This is a genomic window from Clostridium kluyveri (genome assembly GCF_001902295.1).
Classification (GTDB): domain Bacteria; phylum Bacillota; class Clostridia; order Clostridiales; family Clostridiaceae; genus Clostridium_B; species Clostridium_B kluyveri_B.
The window spans coordinates 784204-798369 of the sequence record NZ_CP018335.1 but is presented as its reverse complement, the minus strand read 5'-3'; the positions used below and the strand labels follow the sequence as shown (position 1 = coordinate 798369).

10 protein-coding genes, 1 riboswitch and 1 other annotated feature are annotated in these 14166 nt (G+C 31.7%); of the genes, 2 read left to right on the top strand and 8 right to left on the bottom strand.

The window, feature by feature from the left end:
* Positions 1–85 precede the first annotated feature (85 nt).
* The 6 genes from lysA to proS form a co-directional block, all read right to left on the bottom strand.
* A complete protein-coding gene (gene lysA / locus BS101_RS04225) occupies positions 86–1381 on the bottom strand; it encodes a diaminopimelate decarboxylase (protein WP_073537688.1) in 1296 nt (431 codons plus the stop codon).
* A gap of 45 nt (positions 1382–1426) precedes the next feature.
* Entirely contained in the window at positions 1427–2626 is a 1200-nt protein-coding gene (locus BS101_RS04220) for an aspartate kinase (protein WP_073537687.1), read from the bottom strand.
* Between the two features lie 232 nt (positions 2627–2858).
* A riboswitch (Lysine riboswitch) is annotated at positions 2859–3032 on the bottom strand.
* Positions 3033–3138: 106 nt separating this feature from the next.
* Positions 3139–4182 (bottom strand): [FeFe] hydrogenase H-cluster radical SAM maturase HydE, encoded by a 1044-nt coding sequence (gene hydE, locus BS101_RS04215; protein WP_073537686.1) that lies wholly within the window; start codon positions 4180–4182, stop codon positions 3139–3141.
* A 220-nt stretch (positions 4183–4402) separates the two neighbouring features.
* Positions 4403–6532, bottom strand: a complete 2130-nt coding sequence (locus tag BS101_RS04210; RefSeq protein WP_073537685.1) for a HelD family protein — start codon at positions 6530–6532, stop codon at positions 4403–4405.
* Between the two features lie 54 nt (positions 6533–6586).
* Complete coding sequence (gene ftsH, locus BS101_RS04205) at positions 6587–8416, bottom strand: ATP-dependent zinc metalloprotease FtsH (protein ID WP_073537684.1); 1830 nt, start codon at positions 8414–8416, stop codon at positions 6587–6589.
* A 206-nt stretch (positions 8417–8622) separates the two neighbouring features.
* Positions 8623–10059, bottom strand: coding sequence for a proline--tRNA ligase (gene proS / locus BS101_RS04200; RefSeq protein WP_073541124.1), 1437 nt, complete (start codon positions 10057–10059; stop codon positions 8623–8625).
* Positions 10060–10122: 63 nt separating this feature from the next.
* Positions 10123–10339: a binding site (T-box leader), on the bottom strand.
* A 135-nt stretch (positions 10340–10474) separates the two neighbouring features.
* Between proS and BS101_RS04195 the strand changes: the two genes are divergently transcribed.
* A complete protein-coding gene (locus BS101_RS04195) occupies positions 10475–12088 on the top strand; it encodes a GxGYxYP domain-containing protein (RefSeq protein WP_073537683.1) in 1614 nt (537 codons plus the stop codon).
* A gap of 55 nt (positions 12089–12143) precedes the next feature.
* Here the strand turns inward: BS101_RS04195 and BS101_RS04190 are convergent, their stop codons facing one another.
* Both BS101_RS04190 and BS101_RS04185 read right to left on the bottom strand, forming a co-directional pair.
* A complete protein-coding gene (locus BS101_RS04190) occupies positions 12144–12932 on the bottom strand; it encodes a polysaccharide deacetylase family protein (RefSeq protein ID WP_073537682.1) in 789 nt (262 codons plus the stop codon).
* Positions 12911–13849, bottom strand: coding sequence for a fused DSP-PTPase phosphatase/NAD kinase-like protein (locus BS101_RS04185; RefSeq protein WP_073537681.1), 939 nt, complete (start codon positions 13847–13849; stop codon positions 12911–12913). Before BS101_RS04185 ends, BS101_RS04190 begins: the two co-directional genes overlap by 22 nt.
* 156 nt (positions 13850–14005) lie before the next feature.
* On the opposite strand from BS101_RS04185, the gene BS101_RS23230 reads away from it, so the two are divergent.
* Positions 14006–14152, top strand: coding sequence for a hypothetical protein (locus BS101_RS23230; protein WP_198039567.1), 147 nt, complete (start codon positions 14006–14008; stop codon positions 14150–14152).
* Positions 14153–14166: the final 14 nt, after the last annotated feature.

Sequence of the window (14166 nt, the reverse complement as noted above, 5' to 3'; positions counted from 1 at the left end):
TCCTTTCTTGTGAAAAAGAATTGTACTTTCATTATTGTTCCCAATAAAAGTGAAAATATAAATTCCCAAGTAGGATGGAATTAAATTACAACATTATTTGATTTTCTATCATATTATCAAAACTCTGTCTTTTAGAGATTAGTCTTGATTGTCCATTCTTTACTAAAACCACTGCTGGAATTGGAATCTTATTGTAATTACTTGCCATGGAATATCCATAGGCTCCTGTAGTAAATACAGCCAATATATCTCCTGATTGAACTTTTGGAAGTTGTACATTTTTTATCAATACATCTCCTGATTCACAGCATTTTCCCGCTATAGTCACCACTTCCTTACTGCCATCCTCTACTCTATTTGCTACGGCACACTCATAAGGAGCATTATAGAGTGCAGGTCTTATATTATCTACCATTCCTCCATCTACAGACACATACTTTCTTACACCCGGAATTTCCTTTATTGCACCTATGGTATAAAGGGTCGTTCCTGCATTCCCTATTATGGACCTGCCAGGTTCTATTACTAAAGATGGTAATCTTATACCTAATTCCTCTGATTTCAATTCTGCCCTTTCCAGTATAATACTACAGAAATCTTCTACAGTCTTAGGCTTATCCTCTGGAGTGTAATATATTCCAAATCCTCCCCCAAGATCCAGCTCTTCTACTTCGTATCCAGTTTCATCCTTTATCTTCCTTACCAGTTTCAGCATAATTTCAACTTCATCTTCATAAGGCTTGGTTTCAAATATCTGTGAGCCTATATGACAGTGAATACCTGTAAGTTTTATATTAGAAAGACTTATAGCTTTCTTTACTACATCTATGATTTCACCGTTTATCATAGTAAATCCAAACTTGGAATCTATCTGTCCTGTTTTTATATACTCATGGGTATGAGCTTCTATTCCAGGAGTTATCCTTAAAAGTACCTTCTGTATTTTGTCTTTTTCCTTTGCCAAAGAATTTATCTTATCCATTTCATAAAGATTATCTACTACAAATCTTCCCACTTCAACATCTATTCCCATTTCTATTTCTTCTAATGTTTTATTATTTCCATGAAAATAAATTTTTTCCATAGGAAAGCCACTTTTTAAAGCAGTATAAAGCTCTCCCTCTGACACCACATCTAAATACAGTCCTTCACTATTTATTATCTGACACATAGCTAAATTTAAGAAGGCCTTACCAGCATAAGTGACTTTATTATTTTTATGTGCTTTAAAAGCTTTATAATATCTTCTGCATTTATCTCTAACTAGTTTTTCATCTATTACATAAAGTGGGGTTCTATAGTCTTCTACTAATTTTTCAGTACTTATTCCCCCAATATATAAAACATTATCTTTAACTTCCATATTACCTATTAATCTCACACTGGTATCCTCCTAAAAGTTTTTGCCAAAAACATAATTAAACCCTTATAAGTTAAATTTTTCTGCTATAATACTTATTGTTTTCATTTTGTCTTCTTGCTTTATAGCACATGTAATTCTTATTTCTGATGTAGTTATCATCTTTACAGCTATATTATTTTCTCTAAATAACTTAAACATTTTTGCAACTACTCCTGAAGTGGTTTTCATTCCTATACCTACTATGGAAAACTTGGTTATGTCTTCATCTATATCCACCTGATTATTATTAAAGTAGGATTTTAGAATAGTTAGACATTCTTTCATATCATCTTTTGGTATGGTAAAGGATACATTAACCTTGCCACCTATAGGTGCAGTTTGACTTATCATATCTACATTAATCTTTTTTTCTGCTACACTCTCAAATAAATTTGAAATAATATTTATATCATTTTTAATATCTTTTACCGTAATTGCAATATCCTCATCACTGGTCGCAAGTCCTGTTACTGGTTTACTTTCTAAATTCATTGTATCTACCCCCTTAATAACTGTTCCTCTTATATTACTATTGCTTAATCCTACATACACAGGTATATTATATTTTTGTGCAAGTTCTATAGACCTAGAATGCATAACTTGTGCCCCTAGACTTGAAAGTTCCAACATCTCCTCATAATCTATTTCATCCAATTTTTGGGCATTTTTATATTTTCTAGGATCCACACTGTATATTCCATCTACATCGGTGTATATTTCACATACTCCATTTAACTTTACAGCTATAGCCACAGCTGTAGTATCTGAACCACCCCTGCCAAGGGTAGTTACATCTCCTTCATCATTTATACCTTGAAAGCCTGCTGCAATTATAATTTTGCCTTCATCTAAACTTTTCTTCATTCTATCTGCATTTATATCATCTATAAGAGATTTACCATATTGACCACTGGTTTTTATTCCAATTTGATAAGCTGTATAACTTATCGCATCATATCCCAAATTTTTGACAGCCATTGCAAGCAGTGCACAGGACATCATTTCTCCCGTGGATAAAAGTGCATCCAGCTCTCTTTTATCTGGATTATCCGTAATTTGTCTTGCAAGCGCTATTAAATCATCCGTAGTATCTCCCATAGCTGACACTACAACTACCAGACTATTTCCGGCCTTTACTTTATTTACTACGGTATTTGCTACATTTTTTATTTTTTCTGGAGTGCCTACAGAACTTCCTCCATATTTTTGAACAATAATTGCCATAATACTCCTCCCTATTTCTGATTATCATATGATTTCTAGGTTTAGATGAATTTCACTTATAAAATAATACTTTTTTCCATCTGAATCCTAAAAGAATTTATCCATATGTGCGGCCCTGCACATCCACTCCACTTTAAAGAAGCTGGAGCAGTGGCTAATTATACCTCATCAGGATAAAAAATAAGTGCAGTAAAGGAACACAGACCTATACTGCACATTATGCACAGCTGTGTACCCTTGTAGCTCTCCACCAAGATATATCTCAGTGACAGCCTTACACATATTATATGCAAAGCCAAAGTTAGGTTCGCCAAACTAACTTTTCGGCTGTAATTCCTTTCTTTATTCTTCAAACATCTGCCGATTAAAAATAAATACTATTAATTACAGCACCTCTACCCTAGGCAGCCAAATTATTAAATTGCCCTAAGTTTATCATAAACTTTTACTAATTTCAACTTTTTTAGTCAGAAAACTCTTTTCCATTATTTTCAGACAATTGTTTTAATTTACTAAACCACTGATTTTATTCTAAACCCTTTAGAGTCAGAAATACTTCTACCTATATTATTTATTTTTCCTGTAATGCAGCTTCTGCAGTGAGCCGGTGTATCTCCGGTACAAATTTTACCCGGATAAAGAGCATAAAGTTTTCTATACACCCCTTCTGTTACATTGGGCATAACTACATTTGCCCCACTTTGAAGAGCTATTTCCCTACCATTTAACTCCAAACTTTCCATGGCTGTTGTAGCCGGAATATTTATATCTGGCATTAACAATCTAATTACAGCCATAACTTTTATGCTAGTTATAAAATTCCCTCCCATTTCATCTTTTAATGGAGTATCTTCATTTGGAATAAAAGGGCCTATTCCTATCATATCCGCATCTATTTCTTTAAAAAACAATATGTCTTCTGCCAAAGATTCAATACTCTGGTCTGGAAGTCCTATCAAACATCCTGTGCCTACTTCATACCCTAAAATTTTAAGATCTCTTAAACATCTTTTTCTATTTTTATAACTCATACCCGGATGCATTTTTTTATATAACTTTTCATCTGTGGTCTCTATCCTTATTAGATACCTATCTGCACCTGCTTCTTTAAAAGATTTGTATTCTTCAAAGGTCTTTTCACCTATACTTAAAGTCAGTGCCATATCCATTTTCTTTATATTTGATATTATATATTTAAGCTTATCTACAGTATAGTAATCATCCTCTCCAGACTGCATAACTATGGTTTTATATCCATACCCCTCTGCTTTTTTAGCAAGTTCAATAATATCATCTGGAGATATTCTATATCTTTCAATATTTTTATTATCACACCTTAACCCACAATACATACAATTTCTTTTACACATATTTGAAAATTCTATCAATCCTCTTAGATGAACTTTATCACCAACATATTCTTTTCTTACCCTGTCAGATGCCTTAAAAAGTTTCTCATTACATCCATCATCCTGAAGCAAATGAACTATTTCGTTTTTATCCAATCTATGCCCATATTCCGCTTTTTCAATTAACTGCACTGATTTATTTATCATAATTTTATAATCTCCTTATCAAGTGATTCTTAGGTTCAGACGGAGTTCACTCATGAGGAATGCATATCTCCATCTGAATCTTAGAAGAACTTATCCAGGCGATTATCTGTACTTATCCACCTATTTTCACTTTGGAGAAAATGGAGGTATTAACCATGATAATGTCCGGATAAAACACTAAGCTTCAGGATAATTTAACAAAACCTGAAGCTTAGAAACTTTAATTAATCGAGGAAGTCTTATACACATACAATTCATGTAGAGCTCTTGTGGCCATTATATATTTTAATGTATCGTCATTACTTTGAGAGGTATCTACCATTATAACGGCATCAAATTCCAGACCTTTAGCAAAGTAAGATGGAAGAATAACTTCTCCACTAGAATAAATCATATTTTCTCTATCTATAAGATTTATATGCATTCTTCCTTTAATTAAATCACTTAAGGCTTCTGTATTTTTTAAATCCCTACATATTACAGCAATACTTTCGTAACCTCTCTCCTTTAATTCTACAACATCATGGAGTATTTTGTCCACAAGTTCTTTATGATTATCTATTTGTTTTTCTACAACTTCTTTTCCCTTTCTCACCAAAGATATTATTTTATTATGTTTCAAATATTTATTTGCATAACTAATTATTTCATTTGTAGATCTATAGCTTTTGTCCAATGAAAAATTCTTCACTTCTATATCGGTAAAAATATCTTTTAATTCCATCATGGCACATTTGTTCTCTGAGGGTATAATCATTTGATTTACATCCCCTACTATGGTAAATGACTTACAGTCTGTAAGTTCCTTGATAACCCAAAACTGAAGAGGTGAATAGTCCTGAGCTTCATCTATCACTATATGCCTTATTCCCTTGTTATATTTTAATCCTTCTAATTTTATCTTAAGATATAAAATAGCGGCTAGATCATTATAAATCAGAGGCTTATTTTTATTAAAGTAATTATATATAGAAAGCACATCCGGCTCATTCATCCACTTTAATTTTTCCTTTTTAATTTTTATTACTTCATATATCACATTTCTTATTTTATTTCGTCTTTTATATTCTAGATCAGTTTGAAAATCATTAAGTTCTCCCTCTGTCATATTTTCAATTCTATCTTTATAGTCTTTTTGAATAAGATTTACTAAAATATTTCTTTCATCTTTTATTTTTGAATAGATAATTCTCTTTAGTCTTCTAACTCTTTTGAATAAAGGCATACTTTTAAAATCATATGTTAACATTTTATTCATCTGTTCTTTAGACACTATTACCTTATCATAAAATAGTACATCCTCCATTTTAAAATAAGACTTTTCCACAACATCAATTAATTTATTTATATCATCCATATATTTTAAAGAACCCTTATATATAACCTCATCAATAAATTCTCTATTCTTATTCACAGCATTTTCTGTATACTCCCTAAAACTCATTATATATGGCAAGTTTATCATACTCCCAAAGAATTCTCTGAAAGTTGTTTGAATAACTTTTTCTTCTCCTAAACTAGGAAGTACTCTTGAAATATAGTCTATAAATATGCTATTAGGCCCTAGTATAAGTACCCTTTCCTGTAGTATTTTCCTGTAATTATACAGAAGATATGCCACCCTGTGCAAAGCTATAGTGGTCTTGCCACTTCCCGCTACCCCATTTACCACAACTGCTCCTTTTCTTGGCTGTCTTATTATATTATCCTGTTCTTTTTGTATGGTCATTACTATATCTTTTAACTTTTCTCCTGCATTTTTACTGAGTACCATTTGTAATATTTCATCTTTTACGTCCAGACTGGAATCAAACATCCCCAAAAGACTGGATTTCTTTATAATGAATTGCCTTTTTGAGAGTACTTCTGCTTCAACTTCCCCTGCTGGAGATTGATACTTCAAAATTCCTAATTTACCTTCATAAAATAAGGCACATACAGGAGATCTCCAATCTATCACAATGGGTTCATAGTCTTCCCTTGTCGTCATTCCAAATCTCCCTATGTATATACTTTCTTTTCCATAACTATCCTCAAACTCAATTTTTCCAAAATAAGGTGAGGATTTAAGTATGGAAAGTTCTCTTATATTCTTATTTACCAATCTATACTGCTCTTCTCTTGCATACATTTCATGACTAAAATATTCTACATATTGGTCTTCATCATCTCTATACTGTTCTAAGTTTTTTTCTCTCAAGTCAAGTATGGAACTTACAATTTGTTTTCTAATATTCACATAATTTAATATTTGGATTTTAATTTCTTTTAATACTTCTTTTAGTTTTTGTTTTTCTAAATTGAGTTCAAGTTCCCTGTGTAAATCCTTTTTTGAATTCTCTTCATACATATTTATATCTCCATTTCATTGACTTTTAATTATTAAAGTTCCTATCGATAAGATCTATTTTCCTCTATCTCTGTACATTCTTATTATGCCCATAAACTCATCCCCCATTAAAGTTTCCTTTTCAATAAGTTCTTCTGATATTTTTTCAAGTAATTCTATATTGTTTTTTAGAAGTTCTCTGGACTTGTTATGACATTGTTTTATTATATTTAAAGTTTCCTCATCAATAATTGAAGCAGTTTCTGCACTGCAATTTTGTACTGGTCTGCCATCTAGATACTTATCTTGTATTGATTCTAGTGCCATCATATCGAATCTTTCTGTCATTCCATAAACGGTAACCATACTTCTGGCAGTTTCAGTTGCCCTTTCAATATCGTTGGCAGCTCCTGTGGATATACTACTAAACCTAACCTCTTCTGCAGCTCTTCCAGCTAACATAACACATATCTGATCTATCATCTCTTCTCTGGTAATCAAATATTTCTCTTCTATAGGAAGCTGCATTGTATATCCAAGAGATCCCATAGTTCTTGGTACTATAGTTATTTTATGAACAGGATCTGTATGTTTTAATAGTGTTGCTACCAGTGCATGCCCTACTTCGTGAAAAGCAACCTGGCGTTTTTCTTCTGGAGAAAGTATTCTATCCTTTTTTTCTTTACCAGCTATAATTAATTCTACAGCATTTTGAAGGTCATCCTGAGTTACTTCATACCTGTTATTTTTAACAGCCTTAAGTGCTGCTTCATTTATTATATTGGCAAGGTCTGCTCCTACAGCTCCAGGAGTAGATTTTGCTATAGCATTTAAATCTACATCTTTTGAAACCTTAACTCCCTTTATATGGACCTTTAATATATCCTCTCTACCCTTTAAATCTGGTCTATCAACTACTACTCTCCTATCAAATCTTCCCGGTCTTAAAAGTGCCTTATCTAAAACTTCCGGTCTATTTGTAGCAGCTAATATCACTACACCCTTTGAAGAATCAAATCCATCCATTTCCGCCAAAAGCTGATTCAAAGTCTGTTCCCTTTCATCATTTCCAGACACATTTCCCCCTCTACTCTTGCCTATTGCATCTATTTCATCTATAAAAACTATGCAGGGAGCTTTTTCCTGTGCCTGTTGAAATAAATCTCTTACCCGGGCAGCGCCCATGCCTACAAACATTTCCACAAAAGCAGAACCTGATATGGAGAAGAAGGGAACTTTCGCCTCTCCTGCTACCGCCTTTGCAAGCAAAGTTTTTCCTGTACCCGGAGGACCTACAAGAAGTGCACCCTTAGGTAGTCTAGCTCCTATAGAAGCATATTTTTGAGAGTTATGCAAAAAATCTACTATTTCAACAAGAGATTCTTTAGCTTCCTCCTGCCCTGCTACATCTTCAAAATTAACACCAGTTTCATTTTCTGCATATATCTTGGCAGTATTTCTACCAAAAGACATAACTCCACTGCCCATTCTTTTACCTAATGCTCCTAAAATAACTTTTGCAAAAAACATAAGTATAATTACAGGTAAAATCCAACCTGTAAAAATGTTCTTCATTACAGCATTTTCCTGGGATGACCCATCAAACTTAATATTGGCAGCATCTAATTTTTGTATTAAATCTGGATCATTTAACTTTTCCGTATAAAGTATTTTTTCTTCTTCATTTTGCTTACTCTTAAGTGTTATGAACAATTTATCCTTTCCTATTTTAACTTGGGATATTTTATTCTGGTTAATATAATTGACAAAATCGCTGTATTTTATATGCTCATATTTTAATCCGTTAAAATATTCATTAACTGTAAATACAATTATAATAGCTAACAATGCATAACAAATAAAATATATAAATTTATTGTCTTTGAATTTTTTACCATTGAACATAATTTGTATGAGCCTCCACATCACTATGACTTATAATTCTAGTTATATTATAACAATAAATGTTTTCTTTCTTAATACTTTATAATATATTTTCAAAGTTATTTATTAATATAAAAAAGAAATACTATGAAAATTCACAGTATCTCTTTTCATTATAACTATTTACCAAGTCATCTATATCTATCAGTATTTTCTAAATAATTATTTTAATATGCCCTACCCCAATAAACTAATTTATCTGCTTTCTTTCCACAACATACACAATTATCTGAAATATGTTCCTGATTAAACGGAATACACCTTGAAGTTGCACCAGTAAGTTCTTTAATTTTCTCTTCGCACCTGGCATCCCCGCACCACATGGCTTTTATAAAGCCTTTTTTATTATTTTGTATAGCCTTAAATTCTTCCATATCTACAGCATTATGCGTATTTTCTTCTATAAACATCTCTGCTTTTTTTAACATGGAATTATGAATATTATCCAATAACGCTGGTATTTCATCACAAAGATTGCTCATAGGTACTATTATCTTCTCCCTAGTATCTCTCCTTACGAGTACAACCTGATTTTTTGCAATATCCTTAGGTCCCACTTCTAAACGAATAGGTACACCTTTCATTTCATGTTCACTAAATTTCCACCCTGGCATTTTATCACTATCATCAATTTTTACCCGTACAATTTTACTTAATTCCTCTTTTAATTCATTTGCCTTCTCAAGTACTCCTTCCTTATGCTGGGCTATAGGAACTATTATTACCTGCAGGGGGGCTATTCTTGGCGGAACTACCAATCCATTGTCATCTCCATGTACCATTATAAGAGCTCCTATAATACGAGTGGTTATTCCCCAGGAAGTTTGATATACATACTGCAATTTACCGTTTTTATCCAAATATTGCATTTCAAAAGGTTTTGCAAAATTTTGGCCGAAATAATGGGATGTACCCGACTGCAGCGCTTTTCCATCATGCATTAATGATTCTATGGTATAGGTGGCTTCTCCGCCTGCAAATTTCTCACTTTCAGTTTTCTGTCCTTTTAAAACAGGAATAGCCAGCATTTCTCTGCATAGTTCTTCATATATATTAAGCATCCTTATAGTCTCTTCTTCTGCCTCTTCTTTAGTAGCATGTATTGTATGACCTTCCTGCCACAGAAATTCAGTAGTTCTCAAAAAAGGTCTTGTAGTTTTTTCCCATCTTACCACAGAACACCATTGATTATATAATTTTGGAAGATCCTTATAAGATTGAACTATTTTAGCATAATGTTCACAAAATAAAGTTTCTGAAGTAGGTCTCACACATAATTTTTCTGTAAGTTCTTCATTTCCTCCCTGAGTCACCCAGGCAACTTCAGGAGCAAATCCTTCTACATGATCTTTTTCCTTCTCAAGAAGTGACTCTGGAATAAAAAGGGGCATATATACATTTTCATGACCTGTCTCTTTAAATCTTCTATCCAGATAGCCTTGTATATGTTCCCACATGGCATAAGCGTAAGGTCTTATTATCATACATCCCCTTACACTTGAGTAGTCAGCCAGCTCTGCCTTTTTCACAATATCAGTATACCACTTAGCAAAATCCTCATCTCTGGATGTTATTTGCTCTACCAATTTTTTATCCAATTTAATTACCTCCAAGTTTAATTATAATTTTTATAAATTATTTTAAATATAAAAAAGCCCCTAATCCCCTAAAGGGACCGAGGTCATATCGGCGGTACCACCCTGATTAGTATATTTGATACCAAATATACTCACTTAAAATTTTAACGATTATCACCGCTGTACTCTAATAATTAAAATACAGAAACTCCAGGGCAGGTTCAAAATAATTCTTTAGAAACTCTCACCAGATGTTTCCTCTCTAAAAAAGAATATAAAATTTACTAATCCCCTTCTTTGCATTTTTAATATTCAATTAACTACAATAACATTTTATATGATAGGTTATAAAAAATCTATTGTCAATATATTTTTCAGCAATACTATATACACATAAATTATTAAAAAAATTTGCATAATAAGCACTAAGGAGGTGTAATTTTTGAAATTAAAATATAAACTTAATAAAATTTTTACCATAGTTATTATTTTTACCCTATGTATCAATATATTTAATTCAGGTGCAAATGCTTCTTCTCTGCACTCTTACTATATAAAGAACCCTAAAAAACCTACTCACCTTTACGCAATATACGAAAATAATTTAACTCCAGAAGAAAAGACAATGATAGCTACTCTGCAGGGAGTAATATCAACTAGTTCATATTCCCAGATATATATTTTAAGCAAAAGTCATCCAGATTACAATATATGGCTGGATGATTTAAAACAAAATCATGGGGTAACTTATGACATAGTAAAAGATCCCTGGTATTTGTTGGACAAATTCAAATCATATGTAAAAGGATATGTACTCTATAGTAATTCTTCTTCTAAAGATCCTTCAATAAATAATGCCTGCTCTCTGGCAGCTTTAAAAAATTGTATAGCCATTGATGAATCCATAGAAAATAGACTTAGAGATCATGGCATAAAAAAATTGAAAGGTGATTGCAGAAATACCGATAAATACTGGGCCTACAATAATCTATGGAATTCTAAATTAAGCCATTCTATTGTAATTGAACTGTCTCCAAATAAAAGCACAGCTTTAAGGGATTATGCCATAATGAGTAAATGTCTTGTATTTTATGAAGACGCCCCTAAAGAATTTCCCCTACGGGACAAAGTATTTAGCTCCATGGAGAAGGACTCCATTTGTTTAGGCTGGGGACCAGATGAATATGAAAATGTACAAGAAGCTTCAAAACACGGCGTAAGCATAGTTCCTGCAGACTGGTCCTATAATTTAACTGTACTTAGTGCACTTCCATACCAAATTTTAACTCGAAAAAATAACTCTTCAAATAGTTTTTCTAAAGAGAACACTCATTTTGTTACATTTATTATGTCAGATGGAGATAATCAACAGTGGACTCTTGGAAACAATTATAGCTCTAAAAAGTGGTATGGCTCTCCCAGCCGTGGCAAATTCAACATGGGATTCACCATAAGTCCTTCTCTATACGAACTGGCTCCTACTGTATTTAAGCTGTATTATAAAAGTGCTTCCCAAAAGGATTACAATGACAACTTTATTGTATCTCCTTCTGGAGCAGGTTACATGTATCCCAGTAAATTTAAAGAAGATGCCCTTGAATTAAATATTAAAAGGTTAAATAATTATATGGAAAACGTAAATCAAAAATATATTTCAATTTTAGATAATTGGTCTTTTGATAATATAGCTCTATGGGATAAGTATACCGTATATCCCAATATACAGGGCATATTTTATTTAAATTATCACAGACAGGACGACTATAAAGGAAAAATACTGTGGAGCAATGGTAAACCAATAGTTTCATGTAGAAATCTTCTATGGTCCAAATTAGAAGAGAACAACACCTTAGTTGAAAAAATTAATTCTTATGCAGATAAAGGATATACTGATATAACTAATCCCAACTCCTATACTTTTGTATATGTACACGCCTGGAGTAAAACTATGGATGATATCGAAAAGGTTATAAGTGAATTAAATAAAAATTCTAAAATAAAAGTGGTTACTCCTGACACCTTTATGGAACTTATAAAAACTAATATTAAACATTGATAATATAAAAGTTTAAGGCAAGACATATTATAATTTAATATCTTGCCTTAAACTTTTAATTTGTAAGTATTTTTTTAAAGAATCCCGAAGTTCTTTTAGTAGATATAGGAAAATATAGCTCTTCAGTATCCTCTGTTATAATTTTAAATTCATATCCCTGATTTTTATAATAATCTATTACTTTAGGAAGAGCAATGCAAGTATTTTTATGCATATAATCACAGTGCATTAAAAGTATAATTGAATTAAGGTTTTCTGGATTAGTAGTAGTTTCTTTAAATATTTTATAAGGAGATGTTTTAGCATTAATTCCATCGGAAGCTTGTATGTTCCAGTCATATATTTTAAATTTATTTTCATGTAATTTCTGTAAAAGTTTATTATTTAAATGTTTTCTGCTGCCGCCTGGAAACCTTATTATATGACTTTCCAATCCTGTAATCTTTTTAACCATATCGCCTGTAATATTCATCTCCTTAATGAAATTATCACTACTCTTATAAATATTACCATATTTATGAGTATAGGTATGAAGCCCTATACTATGTCCCTCACTTGCGATTCTCCTTATTATATTCTCATTATCTGGTATTTGATTTCCTATAACGAAAAATGTAGCTTTTACATTTTTTTCTCTCAATATATTCAAGATATTATTGGTTATATTACTGGGACCATCATCAAAAGTTAGATAAATAATCTTTTTTTCATCGGCACTTATGGATTTTTCTGTATTTTGTTTTGTACTCTCTGCCATAACTATAGTTACATTTAAATTCACCGCTGCAAAAACCATAATAATAAATACTATACTATTTATTATTATGCTATTTTTATATTCCAATCCAATACGCCTACCTCTCTTTTATCTTTTACCCATTGAGACCAGTTGGTATTAAATCCATCCTTGTTTTCTTTTACATATTCATAAAAATCTTTTATAAATTCAGATCTTTCTGAAGAATAACTTCCCGGTTTATAAGAAGGCTTAAGAAGATTTTTTCCTCCAATTAAGACCTGCCTTTCCATTATATCCTCTAAACTTACCTGTTTACCATTTTTCATGATATCATACATCACCATAAAAGTAGTGGTTCTTCCAATACCAGCTTTACAATGAAAGTGCACCCAGCCATCTTTAGGGAGCTTTTTTACTAATTTTATGAAATAGTCTACCATTTCATCACCAGGTCTTTCATTGTCAGTAACAGGTATTCTTACATAAAACATCTTATTCTTTTCTACTAACTCTTTTTCACTTTGTACTTTAGTGGGTATAATTTCTTTATTTTTTATGGTAATTGGTTCCTTTAATTTAATGCTATTCAATCTCTTAGCTTCATTCTTCAATACTTCTTCCTTTGTCAATCCTTTATTTCCTTTATTTTTCCCATCTTCTCCTAGCCAGCTCACTGCGAAATGATTGATAAATCCATGGGATTCTTCTCTCAAATCTATTATAAATATAGGCATATTACCTATAGCTTTTTTCATGAGTCCTATATTTTTTGTAGTAAACTGTGCACTCCCTGACTCATTTAATGAAGAAAACCCAGTTAAATTAGGAAGATCGTCATCCTCTTTAATAGTATCTGTGGTCTTTCTAAATCTTTTTGGCATCTCATCTTCTCTTTTAGAATCTATTCTAAGCTGCTCATCTTCATTTTGTGAACTAAAAATACCTCTAGAATATACTACAGACATTGCCATAAATGATACTGCAAATATAATCAACATAAATATGCTAAATTTTTTCTTCATAAATATATCACCTCTCTTAAAAATTGATAGTTAAATTTAACAGTATGTCTTTTTAATAATTCATATATATCTTTTCAATTTTTCACAAATAATATTACTGAAAGAAATATAAAATTATAAATTATATTTTGAATGAATTTTAAGGAGGGTGTCCCTATGGCTAAAGCAGGTACCAGAAGACCTGATCCGAAAGACCCGCATGGAACTGAAAGCAACAAAAAGACTCACATTAAAAAAAACACTTTAGAACCTGTTCCGGAAATTCAAGGAAAAGCTAAAACCGGAAATAAGAAAGCATATTAATTTAGGAGGTTTGA

What these genes read in the sequence shown, in the direction of transcription:
- BS101_RS04210 (WP_073537685.1), bottom strand. Translation starts at nt 6,532, where the DNA reads ATGTATGAAGAGAATTCAAAAAAGGATTTACACAGGGAACTTGAACTC.
- hydE (WP_073537686.1), bottom strand. Translation starts at nt 4,182, where the DNA reads ATGATAAATAAATCAGTGCAGTTAATTGAAAAAGCGGAATATGGGCAT.
- ftsH (WP_073537684.1), bottom strand. Translation starts at nt 8,416, where the DNA reads ATGTTCAATGGTAAAAAATTCAAAGACAATAAATTTATATATTTTATT.
- BS101_RS04185 (WP_073537681.1), bottom strand. Translation starts at nt 13,849, where the DNA reads ATGAAGAAAAAATTTAGCATATTTATGTTGATTATATTTGCAGTATCA.
- BS101_RS04220 (WP_073537687.1), bottom strand. Translation starts at nt 2,626, where the DNA reads ATGGCAATTATTGTTCAAAAATATGGAGGAAGTTCTGTAGGCACTCCA.
- BS101_RS23230 (WP_198039567.1), top strand. Translation starts at nt 14,006, where the DNA reads ATGGCTAAAGCAGGTACCAGAAGACCTGATCCGAAAGACCCGCATGGA.